Genomic DNA, 17,624 nt, shown 5'->3' with positions numbered 1-17,624 from the left:
CGACTTCAGGAAGCTATCGCTTGAGCTTGGGATCGAGCGCGTCGCGCAATCCGTCGCCCAGAAGGTTGAAGGCCAGCACGGTCACGAGGATCGCCAGGCCCGGAAGCGTGACGACCCACCAGGCCCGGAGTACGAATTCGCGCGCGTCCGCCAGCATGGTTCCCCACTCTGGCAGGGGCGGTTGCGCACCGAGACCCAGAAAGCCGAGCGCGGCCGCGTCCAGGATTGCGGTCGAAATGCCGAGCGTCGCCTGCACGATCAGGGGCGCTGCGCAATTCGGCAATACCTCCCTGAACATCAACCGAAGCCGGCCGGCTCCTGCGACTTTGGCCGCGGTGACGTAGTCCTTCGACACTTCGCTGATCACGGCGGCGCGCGCGATCCGCACGTAGTGCGGCAGCAGCACGATCGTGACCGCCAGCATCGCATTCATCAGGCCCGGCCCGAGGATCGCAACGATCACGATGGCGAGCAAAAGGCTTGGCAGCGTCAAGGTGATGTCCATCAGCCGCATGATCGCGATCTCGATCAGGCCGCGGAAAAAACCCGCGACCAAACCGAGAATCGTCCCGGCGACCACCGACAACGTCACCACCGCGATGCCAATCAGAAGCGAAAGCCGTGCTCCGTGAATGAGACGGGATAGAATATCGCGGCCGATCGCGTCGGTACCGAGCGGATAGACGGTCGATCCGCCCTGCTGCCAGAAGGGGGGCTTGAGAAAGATGGTACTGTTAGTGAGGATCGGGGAATGTGGCGCAACGAAATCGGCAAAGAGCGCGAGCAGAACCAGAACCACGATCACGACGAGGCCTGCCACGGCACCGAAATTTGCTTTGAAATCTGACCAGAATTGCAACAGCGGATGCGGCGGCGCGTTTTCTTGCGCCACGACGACGGGAGTTTCCAAGACTTCGGCGGTCATCTTGTGTACCGGATGCGGGGATTTATCAGCCCATAGGCGACGTCAACCAGCAGATTGACGATCATGACGATCGCACCGATCAAGAGCGTGCCGCCCTGCAGCACCGGATAGTCGCGGCGGTTGATGCCCTCGATCAGCCATTTGCCGACGCCCGGCCAGGAGAATATGGTCTCCGTGAGGATCGCGCCGGTAAACAGGACGCCGACCTGCAGCCCAATCACCGTCACCACCGGGATCAGCGCATTGCGCAATGCATGGATCGCTATCACCCGGGAACGCGGCAACCCCTTGGCGCGGGCGGTGCGGATGTAATCTTCGCCCAGGACCTCCAGCATGGCGGACCGCGTCATACGGGCGATTACGGCGAGCGGCACCGTGCCGAGCACAATCATCGGCAGCACAAGGTGAGACAGGGCCGAGCGGAACGCGCCGAAATCACCAGCCAGCAGCGCATCGATCAGCAGGAAGCCGGTCACCGGTTCGATGTAGTATTGCACGGCGATCCGGCCCGATACCGGCGTCCATCCGAGCTGCACGGAAAAAAGCAGGATCAGCAGCAATCCCCACCAGAAGATCGGCATCGAATATCCGGTGAGCGAGATGCCCATCACGCCGTGATCGAAGATGGAGTTGCGCCGGACCGCCGCGATAATCCCGGCTGGTAACCCGAGGCCTAACGCAAACAGGATCGCGCAGACCGATAGTTCGATCGTCGCCGGGAACAACGTCCCAAATTCGGTAATCACCGGCTCATGGGTGACGATCGAGCGGCCGAGGTCACCATGCACCAGCCGCGACAGATAGAGGCCGTATTGCACCAGAACCGGCTGATCGAAGCCGTACTCCTTGCGCAATTGCGCGTGCCGGGCCGGATCGATGCCGCGTTCGCCCGCCATCGTCTCGATGGGGTCGCCGGGGATCAGGCGGATCAGCACGAACACAAGCAGCGTAATCCCGATAAAGGTCGGAACCACGAGGCTCAGTCGGGTAAAGATGAACCGGATCATGCCGTGCCCTGCCACCCTCCCCCGGAAAGGAAAGGGTAAAGAAAAATGGGCGGAGTCATGCCAAGCTACTCCGCCCCTGTCTCCTGCTATTCCTTGACGTCGACGCCGTAGAAGTTGTGGCGCCCGAACGGCGACAGCTTGAAGTCAATCACTCTCTTGGTGACGGGCTTCAACTGCACCGCGTGCGCGATGGTGAACCACGGCACCTGCTCCTTGAAAATCACCTGCGCCTGCTCGTACAGCTTGGTCCGCTCGGCCTGATCACTGACCGTCTTGGCCTTCACGACCAGGTCGTCGAACGGCTTGTAGCAGAATTTGGCGATATTCGAGCCCGATGCCGTTTGCGCCGAGGCGCAGCCCAGCAATGTGTGCAGGAAGTTGTCAGGGTCGCCGTTGTCGCCGGTCCAGCCGAACATGCCCATCTGATGCTCGCCGGTCTGCAACCGCTTGCGGTATTCGCCCCATTCAAACGACTTGATCTCGGCCTTGACGCCGATCTTGGCGAGGTCGGCCTGCATCAACTCGGCAATGCGCTTGGCGTTCGGATTGTAGGGGCGCTGCACCGGCATGGCCCATAGATCGGTTTCGAAACCGTTCGGGTAGCCGGCGTCGGCCAGAAGCTTCTTGGCTTGCTCCGGATCAAAGGGATCGTCCTTGATGCTGTCGTTGTACGACCACATGGTGGGCGGGATCGGGTTCTTGGCCGCGATGCCGGTCGACAGATAGACGGCATCGATGATCGCCTTCCTGTCGATCGCCATGCTGATGGCCTTGCGCACGCGCACGTCGTCGAAGGGCTTCTTCTGTGTCTGGAACGCGAGATAACCGATGTTGAGGCCGGGCTGCTCCAGCATCGTGACGTTCGGATCCTTCTTGATCGCGTCGATGTCGGCCGGGTTCGGATAGGGCATCACGTCGCATTCGCCCTTCTGGAGTTTGGCCCAGCGAACGGATGCATCCGGCGTGATCGCATAGACGAGGTCGTCGATCTTGGCCTTGCCGCCCCAGAATTCAGGGAATGCCTTGTAACGAATCACGGCGTCCTTCTGGTACTGCACCAGATAGAATGGGCCGGTGCCGATCGGATCCTGGTCGATCTTCTCAGGCGTGCCGGCCTTCAGCATGGCATCCGCATACTCCTTCGACTGGATGGCTGCGTAGGGCATCGCGAGATCGGCGAGGAAAGGCGCTTCCGGCTGGTTGAGCGTTATCTTGATGGTGTAGTCGTCGAGCTTCTCGACCGACTTCAACAATTTCGGCATGCCCATGTCGCCGAAATAGGAATGGTTCGGACTCGTTACCTTGAAATACGGATTGTCGTCCTTCCATTGCCGCTCGATTGAGAATAGGACGTCGTCAGCATTGAACTCCCGCGTCGGCTTGAACGACTTCGACGTCGCATGCCACTTCACGCCCTTGCGCAGGTTGAAAGTATAGGTGACGCCGTCAGGCGAGATCGTCCATTTTTCCGCGAGGCCCGGCACCACTTTCGTGCCGCCGCGCTCGAATTCGACAATGCGGTTGTAGATCGGCTCATTGCCGTCGAACGACGTGCCGGTGGTGTTGACGCCGGGATAGAAGTTCTCTGGGCTGCCCTCCGAGCAGTAAATCAAGGTTTTGGCAGACGCGGTCGAGGCCACAGCGAGCGCCGCAGCGCAGACGCCGGCGAGCAGGGTTGATCTGTTCACTGTCGGAACTCCTGGTGAATTCTCTCGGCGCGGTTGACGCAGGCTGCGCCAAAGACGTCAGAAACGAGATTGCGATTGTGTATTGCAGCTGTCAATGCGTCCTGGGGTGACGGGATGACGTTTCGAAGAAAAGTCATCCGACTCTGAAATCGTGCGCAGGTGGGACAGCGGCGATTTTCTGCTTTAGGCCCGAAGGCGGACAAGAACCCGACCCGGTACGATGGGGTCAAGGCGGCGGTCGAGACAAGCGCCCCTCATGTCCGGACCAGCTCAGACAGCCGACATCGTGAGAGTTAGAGCGCCGTTCGGCTCTGGGTCGATGCTGTTGAAGAAGTCAGTTGAGTTGATGAGGTGATGGGGCGCCAGCGGGCGGGTCAGGCCCAGTTCTCCTACTCTTTCCATTTGGAGGAGCGCGTTCCGGCCTCCGACCTCCTACGCAAGATCGATGTGTTCGTCAGTCAGGCATTGGCAGACGTTCATCGCGAGATGGCTGCGTTCTACAGCCATATCGGTCGCCCATCGATCGATCCCGAGTACGGTCTTTTCAAGCCGGCCAGCTCGACCCGCGTTAACCCTGTCTCTGATCTTCTCACGTAACCGCGCCTGCAGGTTCACTTCTGCCGCTAAGCCGCCTTATTGGATGTTTGCAATTGTTCGCCGATTTTCGGGAGCTTATTTCCGGCAGGCTTTGAGCGAGGCTTCTCGTTCGGAAAGCGTGAAATCAGATGAGAGTGGCTCTCATCCTTGTTGGCCTCGGTACACTCGCGGTGATGGAGCTCGAGACACCACCGCGCACCACAAAGCCTGTGAACGAGCCGCCCGCTCAGGCAACCGTCGGGTTACGCGCCTCACACGATACACTGACGACGGCAGACCGGCTCGAAATCCCGCACATGCAATTTGAAGCGCTGCAGCCCTCGAGCGAGCCGATGCCTCCGCCGCATCTAACAGCGATTGTTGCGCAAGAGCCGTCGAAGATCATCGAGCAACACAAGCGCAGCGCAAGCGAAGAAAAATCCGCAGTCATGCTGCCCAGACCTCGGCCTCGGCAGGAAACTTCCAAGGCAACTGCGAATGCCAATCGCGCCAAATCGGTCGCGGAGGTCAAGCCCTGCCGGTCAGCTGCCTTCGAAGGCCTATTCAAAGCATTGAACCTGTCAACGGGATGCCAGACCTAGCCCAACGATTTCCCTTTATCGGCGAGATAGCCGACGGCAATCCGCGGCTCCTCGCGCGTTCGTCAGAGCAAACAAGCCGTGCCGACGAAATCCGGCCGCCTCGCCCCGATGAGCGTGGATCCGTTGTCGCCGCGCGGGACTGGCTGTCGGCGGAATCCATCACGCTCGTTCTTGGAGTGGCGATCGGCGTGGCTTTCGTCGTAAGTTTCGTCCTGTTTCGCGACGCGCATTTGAACGGAAAATCGATCGACAGGACGGCCGCCAAGGCGTTGGTCGAGCGCATTATCATAGCCGAGTCCAATGGTGACCCGAATGCAAGGAACAAGCGGTCGAGCGCGACTGGCGCCGCCCAGTTTCTCGATGACACGTGGCTCGAAGCCGTTCGAAGGCACCGACGCGATCTGATCCAGGGCCGCACCGACAAGCAAGTGTTGGACTTGCGGCGAGATGCCGAGCTTGCGCGAGAGATCGCCGCACGGCTGGTCGAGGAATATGCCGCGATGCTGAACAAGCGCAGTCTGCCGATCACACCCGGTTCTCTCTACCTTGCCCATTTCGCGGGACCGGCGGGCGCCGTGGCGCTATTGGCCGGCGCAGAAAGTGCCGATGCTGCTTCCCTTATGGCCGCTGCTGACGCGACGGGTCGGACCACGCGCGAAAAGCTGGTCAACGCCAATCCGTTCCTCAAGGCGATGACGGTCGGCGATATCAAGAGCTGGGCCGAACGCAAGATGGCAGTAGGCAACTCGGCGGGGCGCTCGTGAAGGCCACGTTTCAAGTACTCCACACGTTCCGACCGTTCAGGGTCACAAGCTGCGGTCGATGCACGTTCAGCTCGGTGTCCGGTTTACCAGCGACAGCGGACATCACGGCGTCTCAGGCGCTCTTCGGCTTAGGGTCAATAGGCGCCGTCCTGACCGCCGCCGGTCACGTCTGGTCTATCGCGACAACCGGACGATTTCAGAGCCGGTCTGGGCTTCGCGTTCGGGCCAATAGGGTGCATCGCGTTCGTGCAAGATATTCCGTTCCCACGGTGGTCAACCATGTAAGATGCCGCACCATCAGACCGAGAAATCCAAACGATCATCTTCGGAAGGAATTGCCATGAATCGGCGTAGCATTCTAATGGGTGCCGCGGCGTCAGCTACAGGGCTAGCCCTGACCTTGGGCACGTTGCACGCCCAGCAAGCCGGCAAAGTATATCGGATTGGCGTACTCCTGAACCGTAACAACCCCAGCCCGGAAACCGAATCGCTTCGTACTGGTTTGACGCAACTCGACTATGTCGAAGGAACCAATGTCTTCTATGAGGTGCGTGCTGCTGAAGGACAGCTCGACCGCCTGCCTGGCTTCGCCGCTGAATTGGTCAGCAAGGGCGTAGACGTCATTGTCAGCTATGGCGGTCCGCCAACAAACGCGGCGCGAAAAGCGACCACGACGATCCCGATCGTGTTTACCCTTGTCGCCGATCCGGTCGCCATTGGCGCCGCGACTACGCTTGAGCGGCCTGGCGGAAACCTCACGGGAGTCACCAACAACGATCCCGAACTCCCCGTTCGGCACATGGCACTCCTCAAGGAGATGATTCCGAAACTCGCCCGGGTCGCGATTTTCAGCGACGCAGACATTCCCGGCGCCGACGCCAACGGTTTGGCGCCCATCGACCGCGCCAATGTGGCCGCCGCCAGCGCGGCCGGCCTCAAGCCTCAGGTCCTGAAATTGCGCGGCCCAAAGCCCGATTTTGATGCTGCGTTCAAGGCCATAGCGAACGAGGGCGCCGAGGCGCTGGTGGTGCTGGAAGTCCCAGCCGTTTTCGCTATTCCTAAAACCGTCGCGGAATTGGCCACGTCGCGGCGCATCCCGACGATGTTGTGGGGTGGACAGGCGGACGCGGGCGGCCTGATGTCCTACGGTACAAGTTACACGTCCACATATACGCGCGTACCGGTGTATGTCGACAAGATCCTCAAGGGCGCAAAGCCCGCGGACACCGCGATTGAAGTCTTCTCGAAGCACCAGCTCGTGATCAACCTCAAGACCGCGCGCGAACTGGGAGTGACCGTCCCGGCCGACATGCTGAAACGCGCCGACCGCGTCATCGAGTGAAGATGGGCGTGGATGTTGCCGGTCGTCATGAAGGTTGGATTGCGCAGCGCATGACGAATTAACATTTGTTGCCGCCAGAGACGAGCCGTCCGTTTCGGGTCATTCGCGTCGATTTAGCATGCCCGCAACTACGTCCGGTCTTCCCCAAACAGCCGACGCCAGAGTGAACGTCACGGTTCGATGCTGTGGGCCACTTTCAGACATGGCTCGCTTGCTTCCTCTCTGAGATGGTAACGACCCGGATTGGTGAGCAGCATGCTTTCCCAAGTGAGGTCTGGCTCTCACCAAATGCCCGGAACGAGCCGCCATCGGACCCGCGCGGCGTAATAATGCGTAGGGCCCCGTGGTGACGACGTGCTGGCCGCGGTCGGTCTGGATGCGAATGGCAGAGGAGAAAAACCGGTTCACGCGCATGGCCCATAGTGCCAAGGCATAGCCGGCTGCGAACGTGAACAGGCAAACCCCTTGCAGCCAGTCAGGCACGTTGTCGCTCCAATGGAAACGGCCACGATCGAGCCCCGCAACGATCCAATGCATAAACAGAACGAGCGAGAAGACCCTCAACGCGAGCGGCGGCTTCTTGCCGCCCGGCCGCATGCGTTCGCGCAGGAGGTCCGGATCGAGCGCCGCAAACGAAACGATCATGACGACGGCGAAAATTGCGAGATACGCCCAAAAGCCCGGGATGGCGACCGTGCCGGCTGCCGCGAACAATGCGGCGGCTGCGGCAACCACGAACAAGCCTGCCTTGAGGTAAGCCGAGACTGGCATCCGCTAATTTACCATTTCGGAGGAAGCGAAGTGGTGCCACACGTGACCCTAGATCCACCGCCGCACACGCCCGGCGTAATCCGCATAGGTCCTCCCGAATCGCGCCTGGAGATGCCTTTCCTCCCTCTCGATGGCGAGCTTTTGCACCGCGAAGGCAGCGAGGACGGCAAGCAGCAAAAACCACGCGATCCCTGAGACCAGTCCAATCCCCAGTACAAGTATCGTGCCGGCGAGGTAGAGCGGATTGCGGGCAGCTGATCTACCTCGGATTTTCCGCAAAACAGACGGCCCCAGCTAGGCTGGGGGGCGGGGCTGGGGCCGCCATTCCGCACCGGATGGTAATCGGCGGTAAGGCATCCGGTGAACTGGACCAACCCCCGGTGGAACCTTTGGTTCCCAGGTGTTCGATTCCCTCCGCGAGCGCTGCCAGCATCGAACATACACGGACATACCTACCCCTTTAGAGGTAGAAGAGCGTCACAAACGCGAACGCCCGCAGACCATGGGCAGAACTTGAAGTGGCCGCATTAGGGCAGCACCCGGGATCCGCGAAACGCCCTCCAGCCTTTGGTCATTTAGTGTTTCGATACCCTCGCAGCAACCGTTGGTTGGCTCCACTCGAAGTCCGGGCGGACAAGCGACGTCCCTGACCGCCCGCCGGTTCACGCTGGCGGGCTTAATCAGCCCATTTATTATCCAACGGAATGGTGCAAACAGCTGCGCCATCATCGTTAATCACAGAGACCGAATAGTGATGGCCGATCAGCTCCGGGCGAGTTTCGCGCAGCGACCGAGCAAGCCTGATAGCTTCTATCTGCGCCTCCGCTTCGCCTGGAAGTTCATGCACTCCGAAATCCGAGACAAGGCGGGTATTGATGAGCTTGAATGAATACAGAGGCATGGAAAATGTCCGACGAACGCCAAAGCCCCTGCTACCGATAGGAAGCAGGGGCTCGCGGATGGATGGTCCGAGGCTGGGATGTTCCAGGTGTCGCACCAAGGACCCGCGTGATCAGAACGCTTTCGCCGCACAGATGGCCCGCGGAAATGTTGTGCAATTCGCGCAAACAATAGGCCCGGCGCCTCTTTGCCGGGTGAGAAGCGCCGGGCCGATCGCCAACAACGCCCTGATCAGCCTTGACCGCCCCGTCGGCGCGAGCTCCCACATGACTTCCGGTGCGCCCCGGCGAGCGGACATGTTCAGTGCCCATCGTAAGGTCTCAAACGGGCCAACAGGCGACATCATCGCAGGATCTGTTTCTCAGGAATGGGCGCTATGACTTCCACGGGGAATCGGCATCACCCCGTCGTTGAGGACGCATCTGCTAATGGCGGGAAACTGCATCTATTCACATTGTGGTGTCACCCCAATTCCTCCAGTAAGGCCTTCGCCTCCTGCAAATCCGGCGTGTCGAACCCCTCGGTGAACCAGCTGTAGACCGGCGTGAGGAGTTCGCGGGCTTCGGCGTAGCGGCCCTGATCGCGGTGGAGCCGGGCCAGGTCTGCGGCGGCGCGCAGTTCGAGCGACCGGGCTTTTTGACTCTGCGCGAGCGCCCGCGACTCTTCGAGCAGTTTTTGCGCGTCGGTCAACACACCGGGTCCACCTTCGATGACCAGTGCGCGTGCCTTCTGGCGCAGGAGCTCCGCTTCAAGAAAACGCTCGCTCGTCTGCTCGGCGGTTGCCAAACCCTTGCCGACGATTTCTCGGGCGGACATCAGCTGACGCCTTGCCAAAAATGCCTGCGACAGCAGGGCGTAAAGCGCCGTGCTGCTGATCTGATAGCCGGTGCCGACGAACTCGGCCAACTCGCCGCTCACTGCTGCCAGCGAATCCGACGACGGGTCGAACTGGTTCGCGCAAATTCTGCGAACGGCGCGTGACCGGTTGCGCCACAACTCGAAGCCGTGCTCTTCCGACAATGCGAGGCAACGCTCGGCGTGCGCGTGCGCAACGGCCGGCGCGCGGCAGAAGGCGTGGAGAACGGATGCGTAATATGCGCCATAAGCCTCGGTGTGCGGATGCCCGATCGCCTCGGCGCGCTGAAGGGCTACGCCCATCCTGGCCCTGGCCATATCCGGGTAGCCAAGCGCCCACAATGTCCAGCTCAGCTGCAAATTGCCCGCTACACCGGCATCCCAAGCGGTCGCCCGAGTTGCCAAGCTTTCGGCTTCGTCGCACATATCGAACTCGGCGAGACTGCGCTCGAGCATCCGCCGTCCTTCGACGAGACGTCCCATAAACAGCAGCGTCGCTCCGACTGTACGCATCGCGTTGACCGCAGCCGGCCGGTTTTCGGCCGCTTCGGCAAGCCCGAGCGCAGCCGTGAATCCGTCCAGCGCCTGGGGCAACTCGGCGCGGACGAAATGCATATATGCTGACCACTGAATGACGTGCGGATACTCAGGCGTATCACCGAGCCGCTCACAAAGCTCGCGGGCGCGAGTGACGGTTGCCGCATAGGCGTTCGAGCGCACACCTTGGGTGGCGATCAGGCAAGGTCCCAGCACGAACTGCAAGTCGAGCTCGAGCCGGTCATTGGTTGCGCCGCTTGGGAAGCGGCGGACAGCCTCGATGCCCCGGCGCATATGGGCGATCGTCTCGATATTGGCATAGCGCGAGGCGGCGATTTTGCCGGCGCGCAGCCAGTAACCCGCCGCCTTTTCGGGCAGCCCCGCCTCGGTCAGATGATGTGCCAAGGTTTCCGGCTCGGTCTCGACGAGGTGCGCGAAGGATTGCTCGATCGCGCGGGCGATGGCTGCGTGAAGCTGCACGCGGCGGCTCTTCAGGAGCCCGGCATAAGCGGCGTCGCGGACAAGAGCATGCTTGAAGCTGAATAATTCGCCAGACAGCCCGCGGGGGATCACGAGCTCGGCGTGCCGCAATGCCTCGAGGGCGGAACGGAGGCCGTCTTCGGGCATGCCCGAAACCGCCGCGAGAAGATCGTAGTCGAAATCACGCCCGATACAAGCCGCGATCTGCGCCACCTCCTTGACCGGCGCCAAGCGATCCAGCCGGGCCATCAACGAATCGTGCAGGGTCGTCGGGATGGCCAGCGACGGCAGCGGCCCCGCCATCGTGTATCGATCACCCATATCGATCAGCATGTCGCCTTCGATGACAGTCTTGGTCAACTCCTCGATGAACAGTGCGACACCATCGGTGCGGGCGAGGATCTGCTCCAGAATCTCGTCCGGCAGCACCTTGCCGCCAGTGATCTGCTCAACCAATGCCACACACTCACGCCGGCTCAGGCGGGTCAGCGACAATGCCGTGACGTGGGCGTGGCTAGGCCAGGGCGGCATAAACTCCGGACGGGCGGTCGCCAGCAGCAGCACCGGCAGACGCTGCACCCGATCGACGATCGCCGTCAACAATTCGAGCGAGGTCGGGTCGATCCAGTGCAAGTCCTCGAACAAGATCAGCACCGGCTGCTCCTGCGCCAGTCCGTCGACTTGGGCGAGCAATGCCGCGAGCGTCTTCTCCTTGCGCTGCTGCGGGCTCGGCTCCGGTGCAGGGTGGCTCGCCGGCAAAGACAGCAAGTCGGTGATCAGGTCGACCGCCTCGGGCTCGGCGGCTGCGCGAGCCAGCAGTAAATCGAGCTTAGCCAGCTTCTGCTCGGCGGGTGTTATCGCGGAGGAAGCCGGCGGCGTGCTCGATCTGGCTGATCACCGGGAACAAGGCGCTGTTCCGGTGATGCGGCGAGCAGAAGTAGCGCAGTCGGAGGTGCGGCTCGGCGGCCAGCCCCTCCAGCAGCGCGCGGGTCAATCGCGACTTGCCGATGCCAGCCTCACCGACCAGCAGCACCACTCGGCCTTCGCCCTTCTCGGCTTGACGCCAGCGGCGGCGCAGCAGCTCGACTTCCTCCTCACGCCCAATCAGCGGGGTCAGCGCGATCTCGTGCTGTGCGTCAAATCGGCTTTCGACCGCGCTCTCGGCCACCACCTGCCAAGCGCTGACAGGTTCGCCAAAGCCTTTGAGCGCGACGCCGCCAAGCTCGCGGTAGTCGAAGTAGCCGCCGGTCAGCCGTCGCGTGCTCGGCGCGATCACCACCATGCCGGGCTGCGCCAGCGTCTGCAGGCGGGCGGCGAGATTGGGGGTTTCGCCAACGACACCGCGTTCCTGCGCCTCGCCCGATCCGGTCAGATCGCCGACGACGACAAGACCGGTAGCGATGCCGATGCGGACCTGCAGGCCACATTCGGTGATCAGCTCCAGCCTCGGTACCGCTTCGACCAATGCCAGACCGGCGCGGACCGCCCTCTCGGCATCGTGTTCATGGGCTCGGGGATATCCGAAATAGGCCAGCACCCCGTCGCCCATATATTTGGCAACGAACCCTTCGAACCTTGCAATGATCTCGGCGACGGCACGGTGGTACGCACCGATGACGTCGCGCAGATCCTCGGGATCGAGCCGCGCGGACAGTTGTGTCGAGCCGACGAGATCGCAGAACATCACCGTTAACTGCCGCCGCTCGGCGGATGCGGCAACTGGAGCGATCGGACAGGCCGCCGCAAACAGCGGCGCCTCACGGGTGGTCGAGGCTCTCGCGGTGAGAGGCCTGCCGCACTCGGCGCAGAACTTGGCATTTGGACGGTTTGCACTACCGCAGAAGGGGCAGCGCGCTTCGACCGCGGCGCCGCAAGCTATGCAGAACTTGCCGGTGTCCGGTGTGTCGGAATGGCAATTTGGACACTCCATGAGCGCCCCCTATCCGACGAGCCGTGTCTACTGTTTCAGAGTTATTGTGGCGCGGCAAGCCAGGACAACTGAGGGCTGCCGCATTCCTCGGTTTCTCAGCATGGCTCCTGCTTTGTCGGCTAACTCGGATTCGACGTCCATTTTCGCGGAATTCGCGGCCAGGATCTTTGCATTGCGGGATGTCGGTTTAGGGTCATTTCGGGCTTGGGCACGCTCTGTTGCGAAGTCCACTTTACCCCGATGAGCTGACATCGCGAGTGTCAGCTGCAGCAGGATATCGGGTGCCAAGCTTGCGATCGAAGGTTCGTGCCTCTCGCAAGTGGAACCCGAATTGCGCTTGTTCTGTTAGGTATAGGGCGCGCGGCCCCCAACCAGTAAGATTTCCGAGCGAGTCCTATGCCCAAGATCCGCGTTTCAATCCAGGAATTGCAGCGTCGAGCGTTGTTAGAAGTGAGAAAGCAGCCTGGCTGTCATAACGTCCTGGAAATAGCGATCAATCGCGTTACAAAGCACGCTGAAAATAACTGGTCGCTCTGTGTGATCGTAGCGGGCGCGGCAGATGCCAATACCGCCGCGCGCGCCGCGGTTCACGTCCAAACTGTTTTGCGCCGGGACTATGATCTGCTGACGGATTGATCTGCAGTCCATCAAGGGAAGGCGGACATCAAATGGACCGCTAGTGTCCGCTTTGCTGCGCATCACGGACGCAATGCGGACATCGCGCGAGGTCCAAGAAAGGTGCCACTTTCGGACCAAACGACCACCTCGTCGGCATGCGCGGGGAATGCCGCGCATCGTCTGTCTCGGCGGGGCGTGCTGGCAGAATTCCAAGACGTAAGCTTCCAGTAGCTTGTGCGCATCATCGTGCAGAACGCGACGATCGCGATCCGGGGCATGGTTCGCGCACACTCTTCCGACATCGCCGCGGCGTTTGCCGCGCCCCGGAAATTGGAACTCCCTATGATGTTACCCATACGCATTTTGCAATTGTGCCGCGTAACGCTGGAATCTAAGTCCTCAATGATCCGGCGAGACAAAAATTCGCCTCGCGATCGCGTGTGTTTGGAGTTCAATTTTTGACATTGAGAGCTTCCGCAGCTGAATTGGATTTCGGGGGCGAAGCGTAGGCGGATTCAAACAAAGTTCGAGGTTGCCGCCCTATGCCGCTCGAAATGCGATGCGGCGGATGGTTCGCGGCGGGCTACAGTGACGCTTTCCAGCGGGATCGGTAACCGACTTTTGGCAGCACTACCGGCGGCGGATCTCGATCTGCTGGCACCCGACCTAGAGATGGTCGCGCTCGATCGGGACTCGGTCGTCTCGCGGGCGGGTGACCAGACCGAGCACGTCCTCTTCCCCCATAGTGGCGCCATTTCTGTGATGATCGACATGGCGAACGGGCAGACGGTCGCCAGCGCCGCAATAGGGCGCGAGGGAGCAGTAGGCACTCTTTCCGTGCTCGGGCCGTCTCCTGCGGCCGTTACCGCCATCGTTCGTGCCGCGGGCACCGCCTCGCGGATCCCCGCATCGCGATTCCACGCCGCTTTCAGCCGGAGCCCCGCGATCCGTCACGCAGTCCAGATTCACTTCAAGGCGATGCTGATACAGCTACAAATCGGCGGGGCCTGCAATGCGCTGCATCCGGTCCAAGCCCGCATGGCGCGCTGGCTGCTCCATCTTCGCGACCGCGTCGACCACGATGTCCTCCCGCTCACCCAGGAGGCGCTTTCGCAAATACTGGGTGTGCGACGAACGACGGTGACGCTCCTGATGCGGAATCTGCGCGCTTCCGGAGCGATCATATCTGAACGGCGAGGCGAGATCGAGATCGACCCTTCGCGGCTCGCAGCGCTGGCGTGCGAATGCCGCGACACCATGCATCTCGAAATCGAGGGGATCTTCTCTATGAATGCAACCCAATCTCGCGTTTTGGCTCTGCCGACGCAGTAAATGAAACGGGCGATGTAGCCGCTTCGGCGCGGCCGGTGAAGTCGGCGAAGACGGTGCTGGATAGCGGATCCTTCGGGCCGATCAGGCCGCCGCCCCATGCCTTGAGCGGGACCTCCCACCTAATGTCCGTTGCGGGGTCAATAGCGTCGGTTTGGCGCTCGGTTACGAACTTCCGGTCTGCCCCTATGAACCGACATGTGGTTGTGCCGCGTCAACGGAAGCGATCGGCCAGAACCGGAAATAGGTCCTGCTATTGCAAACATCTTAATATTTGAGTGCCTCCTGATCGCATCGATCACTACGCCCTTCGGGCCTAGCGGCCGATGGTTCAGTTACGTCCCGTGTCGCGGTGCACTCGCGCTGCTCCGATGCAGGAATGAAGACGAGCTTCTCATTCCTGAAATCAAACGCTCCGAAATAGGTCCAAGTGTCGGAAGGTGTTCCGTTCCACAGGGTCTCGATGGTGCGCCTCTTTGGATCAACGATGTAGTCGTCATAGGTTGGCCCCAAAACGGCGACCCGTCCGTCATTGATGAGGTAGACGCTCGTTCTGGGCCAGTGCGTCCAATCAAAGGCGGACAGGTGCTGTCTGACCACACCTGCGGAGTTTCTTACGACGAGGTAGCGCCCCGAGTCGGAGCTCCAGTGCAAGTAAAATTCAAGTCCGAGTGTGGCTTCCAAATCAGCAAGCTCGATCTCTGCAGCTTTGGTGGGGATAAGCATCGATCTGACGACGTACCAGGAAGCAGGAATACACAGTGCCAAGATCGGCACCGTGATCAGCACGAGAGCGACTAGCGATAGACGAGCTTCCGTCCGCTGCACTCGCGCGAGGATCAATATCAACAGAACGGCAATGCCAACTGCGCTGACAATCACAATTGAGGCGGACTGTTCCTCGAGGATTAAGGCTCCCGCGTTCCCGAGATTGATTTGCAAACTCATTGCCTGCATCGAAATGCCAGAGGTCCACTTGGTTGCATAATGCCAATATATCAACCCTTCGCGGCGTGGAATGCTCAATTTTTAAGGATCGGACGATGTCCGCGATGGGTCAAAATGCGAAGAACTCAGAGTGAGCAAAGTCAGTCCGCTCTACCCCACCAAGCGGACCTCAATGAAACGTGTCGCCACTTCGCTCATGGGCCACTAGCTGAAATTGGATCAATCATCGCTAGGTGTCGGCTACGTGCGCTGTAGCGGGCCGAAGGTCGAGCTGGTGTGTCGGCGCGAACGCACACTGGCCTACAGTAGAGGTGCGGAGTCATCAGAAAGACGATTGATCACCGCAAGTGCTCCATCAACGAACGCTTGGCACTCCGCGTGGGTCTTGAAAGTGCCCTTGTACTTCCCCATCAGGAAGACGGTTCGTCCATGGCCCTTTCCGAAGAAGTATTGGCCTACATCTCTCCCGTCTTCGTCCTTGAGCGCAACACTGTCGACGCTTTGGGCTGCCTTGAGATCGGTCATAGGAAGCTTAATCTGCATTAAATACCCCGTGGACTCGCGGCCCGAGAACGCTTCCTAAAGTTAAGGTCACGCTTCCCGAATGATTCTGCCGAGCCCCTGATCTAACAAAAAAGCCCGGCTAAAGGGTTGCCGGGAGTACCCCGTTAGCGCCATTGGCTGACCGCCTCCCAAAGCATACCCTCCGGCCCTCTACACGGGTAGGGGGGCATCATTATGCGTCTGGTGATTATCGCTTTTGGCCTGCTCATGGCCGGACCCGCGCTGGCTCAGCCGCCGGAAATCCTTGAACCAAAGGACACGATCGATCTGGCGGTCGGGGAATCCAGAACGCTGGTATTTGAAAAGCCGTTCAAAGACCCCACGGTCGTTACCCACGGCACGGCAGAACTGATACCGCAGACCGACCGGAAACTTACCGTATCCGGACTCGCCCCTGGTCGCACCCTGATGATTGTCAACCAGCCCGGCGAGGAGCCGTATATGGCGGCCATCAACGTCACGCCGTCTAGCGGACATCTCATCAAGCTCTACGGGACGGGCGGCAAGGATTACATCGGCTGGTATTGCAGTGAAACCGGGTGCGGGCGCACGGACCTCGACAAGAAGCTGGCGAACGGCGGGCGCGACCCGGATGAACCATCTGCTGAATCTGTCACAGTGACAAGGCCCACGCAGGACGGCGGCACGGTGTCGACAACCAAGCAATATGGGCGGTAGCGGTCCCTCGGGGACAGCGCACCTGATCCAGTCGTCGAAGTCAGCTATGGGGTCAAAAGCGGCGGTCGGGCGTTCGCATGCGGCAGGTCCGATCTACCTTTCATAGCGGGCCTACTTACGCCCGCGACGCCAACTATCCGTGCGCCGATTCGATCCCCAATAGAGTTCACGCAATAGCCGGGACGCCGCACAAGCCCCTCTCGCGAGGGCCAAATCCGCCGTAGCGCTGAGCCTCGTGATGGAAGGCATGATCCGTAAATTTCCCAAGTGTTGGCAACTAGGCGCGCTGGTTAACTCGGCAGGTTCTGAGGTAAGCCCCCGGTGACGGCCACCTTGCGTCGGCAGTGAGGCTTCGCGAAGCCATAGGACTAGTCCTGGAGCTAGTCCTATGGCCAAAGCGGAAGTGGAAGTGATCACGTCGGAGCGGCGACGGCGGCATTGGTCGCGGGCTGACAAGGAGCGCATCGTCGCTGCAGCGTTGCAGCCGGGTGCGACGATCCTGGGCGTGGCGCGCGCGTTTGGTGTGCATTCCAGCCAGGTGTTCCGCTGGCGCCAGCAGCTGTGCGGCGAGGAGACTGCCGTGCCCGGCTTCGCCGCTGTGACGATTGCAGCCGATCCCGATCTTCACGCAGCGGCAGCTCCGCCTCAGGGGCTGATCGAAGTCGAGATCGGGACTGAGACCAAGATCCGGATCAGCGGCGCGGCGGATGCCGCGACGGTGACGGCGGTGATCACGGCGCTCCGGGCGGGTTCGCGATGACGATCCCGATCCCCTCCGGCACACAGGTCTGGCTGGCGAGCGGCCATACCGACATGCGCAAGGGCTTCGACGGCCTGGCGCTGCTGGTCCAGGAGACCTTGAAGCGCGATCCGCATGGCGGCCATCTGTTCGTGTTCCGCGGCCGCAGCGGCGGGCTGATCAAGGTGCTGTGGCACGACGGCCAGGGCATGTGCCTGTTCGCCAAGCGGCTGGAGCGCGGCCGCTTCATCTGGCCACAGGCTGTGGACGGAGCCGTGACGATCACGCCGGCCCAGCTCGGCTATCTGCTCCAAGGCATCGACTGGCGGCATCCGCAGCGGACGTGGCGCCCGGAAGCTGTTGGTTGAGCG

Annotated in this window: 19 protein-coding genes; 9 read left to right on the top strand and 10 right to left on the bottom strand. The window is 61.1% G+C overall.

Features of this window, described 5'->3' with window-relative positions; genetic code table 11:
• Positions 1-13: 13 nt before the first annotated feature.
• From AB5K84_RS15320 to AB5K84_RS15310, 3 genes are all read right to left on the bottom strand, one after another.
• A complete protein-coding gene (locus tag AB5K84_RS15320) occupies positions 14-925 on the bottom strand; it encodes an ABC transporter permease subunit (protein ID WP_060908329.1) in 912 nt (303 codons plus the stop codon).
• Positions 922-1,932: an ABC transporter permease subunit gene (locus AB5K84_RS15315; protein ID WP_097532595.1), complete on the bottom strand. Its 1,011-nt coding sequence runs from the start codon at positions 1,930-1,932 to the stop codon at positions 922-924. Before AB5K84_RS15315 ends, AB5K84_RS15320 begins: the two co-directional genes overlap by 4 nt.
• 86 nt (positions 1,933-2,018) lie before the next feature.
• Positions 2,019-3,620, bottom strand: coding sequence for an ABC transporter substrate-binding protein (locus AB5K84_RS15310; RefSeq protein ID WP_060908331.1), 1,602 nt, complete (start codon positions 3,618-3,620; stop codon positions 2,019-2,021).
• A 351-nt stretch (positions 3,621-3,971) separates the two neighbouring features.
• On the opposite strand from AB5K84_RS15310, the gene AB5K84_RS15305 reads away from it, so the two are divergent.
• From AB5K84_RS15305 to AB5K84_RS15290, 4 genes are all read left to right on the top strand, one after another.
• On the top strand, positions 3,972-4,217 hold the full coding sequence (locus AB5K84_RS15305) for a hypothetical protein (protein WP_143279781.1): 246 nt from the start codon (positions 3,972-3,974) through the stop codon (positions 4,215-4,217).
• Positions 4,218-4,345: 128 nt separating this feature from the next.
• Entirely contained in the window at positions 4,346-4,798 is a 453-nt protein-coding gene (locus tag AB5K84_RS15300) for a hypothetical protein (RefSeq protein ID WP_060908333.1), read from the top strand.
• On the top strand, positions 4,786-5,562 hold the full coding sequence (locus AB5K84_RS15295; protein WP_049823476.1) for a lytic transglycosylase domain-containing protein: 777 nt from the start codon (positions 4,786-4,788) through the stop codon (positions 5,560-5,562). The genes AB5K84_RS15300 and AB5K84_RS15295 overlap by 13 nt, the downstream gene beginning before the upstream one ends.
• Positions 5,563-5,902: 340 nt before the next feature.
• Complete coding sequence (locus AB5K84_RS15290; protein WP_097532597.1) at positions 5,903-6,904, top strand: ABC transporter substrate-binding protein; 1,002 nt, start codon at positions 5,903-5,905, stop codon at positions 6,902-6,904.
• 99 nt (positions 6,905-7,003) lie between these two features.
• Here AB5K84_RS15290 and AB5K84_RS15285 read toward each other — a convergent pair whose 3' ends face one another.
• The 5 genes from AB5K84_RS15285 to AB5K84_RS15265 form a co-directional block, all read right to left on the bottom strand.
• On the bottom strand, positions 7,004-7,645 hold the full coding sequence (locus AB5K84_RS15285; protein ID WP_129557354.1) for a hypothetical protein: 642 nt from the start codon (positions 7,643-7,645) through the stop codon (positions 7,004-7,006).
• A gap of 78 nt (positions 7,646-7,723) precedes the next feature.
• Positions 7,724-7,954: a methyltransferase family protein gene (locus AB5K84_RS15280; RefSeq protein WP_370204558.1), complete on the bottom strand. Its 231-nt coding sequence runs from the start codon at positions 7,952-7,954 to the stop codon at positions 7,724-7,726.
• Between the two features lie 397 nt (positions 7,955-8,351).
• Positions 8,352-8,576, bottom strand: coding sequence for a DUF6894 family protein (locus AB5K84_RS15275; protein ID WP_129557355.1), 225 nt, complete (start codon positions 8,574-8,576; stop codon positions 8,352-8,354).
• 461 nt (positions 8,577-9,037) lie between these two features.
• Positions 9,038-11,263 (bottom strand): hypothetical protein, encoded by a 2,226-nt coding sequence (locus AB5K84_RS15270; RefSeq protein WP_441232792.1) that lies wholly within the window; start codon positions 11,261-11,263, stop codon positions 9,038-9,040.
• Positions 11,264-11,276: 13 nt separating this feature from the next.
• Entirely contained in the window at positions 11,277-12,377 is a 1,101-nt protein-coding gene (locus AB5K84_RS15265; RefSeq protein ID WP_110116780.1) for an adenylate/guanylate cyclase domain-containing protein, read from the bottom strand.
• A gap of 396 nt (positions 12,378-12,773) precedes the next feature.
• Between AB5K84_RS15265 and AB5K84_RS15260 the strand changes: the two genes are divergently transcribed.
• On the top strand, positions 12,774-13,013 hold the full coding sequence (locus AB5K84_RS15260; protein ID WP_162603685.1) for a hypothetical protein: 240 nt from the start codon (positions 12,774-12,776) through the stop codon (positions 13,011-13,013).
• Between the two features lie 570 nt (positions 13,014-13,583).
• The gene (locus AB5K84_RS15255; RefSeq protein WP_110116781.1) at positions 13,584-14,327 is read left to right on the top strand and encodes a Crp/Fnr family transcriptional regulator; all 744 of its coding nucleotides are present in this window, start codon (positions 13,584-13,586) and stop codon (positions 14,325-14,327) included.
• 264 nt (positions 14,328-14,591) lie between these two features.
• Here AB5K84_RS15255 and AB5K84_RS15250 read toward each other — a convergent pair whose 3' ends face one another.
• Together AB5K84_RS15250 and AB5K84_RS15245 are read right to left on the bottom strand one after the other, a co-directional pair.
• Positions 14,592-15,350, bottom strand: a complete 759-nt coding sequence (locus AB5K84_RS15250) for a hypothetical protein (protein WP_162603686.1) — start codon at positions 15,348-15,350, stop codon at positions 14,592-14,594.
• A gap of 222 nt (positions 15,351-15,572) precedes the next feature.
• Positions 15,573-15,797 (bottom strand): hypothetical protein, encoded by a 225-nt coding sequence (locus AB5K84_RS15245; RefSeq protein WP_244647628.1) that lies wholly within the window; start codon positions 15,795-15,797, stop codon positions 15,573-15,575.
• Positions 15,798-16,010: 213 nt separating this feature from the next.
• Between AB5K84_RS15245 and AB5K84_RS15240 the strand changes: the two genes are divergently transcribed.
• From AB5K84_RS15240 to tnpB, 3 genes are all read left to right on the top strand, one after another.
• Positions 16,011-16,514 (top strand): pilus assembly protein N-terminal domain-containing protein, encoded by a 504-nt coding sequence (locus AB5K84_RS15240; RefSeq protein WP_110116783.1) that lies wholly within the window; start codon positions 16,011-16,013, stop codon positions 16,512-16,514.
• Positions 16,515-16,902: 388 nt separating this feature from the next.
• On the top strand, positions 16,903-17,274 hold the full coding sequence (tnpA, locus tag AB5K84_RS15235; RefSeq protein ID WP_039187448.1) for an IS66-like element accessory protein TnpA: 372 nt from the start codon (positions 16,903-16,905) through the stop codon (positions 17,272-17,274).
• Complete coding sequence (tnpB, locus tag AB5K84_RS15230; protein ID WP_441232538.1) at positions 17,271-17,621, top strand: IS66 family insertion sequence element accessory protein TnpB; 351 nt, start codon at positions 17,271-17,273, stop codon at positions 17,619-17,621. Before tnpA ends, tnpB begins: the two co-directional genes overlap by 4 nt.
• Positions 17,622-17,624: the final 3 nt, after the last annotated feature.

This window comes from Bradyrhizobium sp. 1200_D9_N1_1 (assembly GCF_052075915.1).
Lineage (GTDB): Bacteria > Pseudomonadota > Alphaproteobacteria > Rhizobiales > Xanthobacteraceae > Bradyrhizobium > Bradyrhizobium diazoefficiens.
Note: the sequence above shows the minus strand (reverse complement) of the source record. Positions and strands in the feature narration are given on the sequence as shown.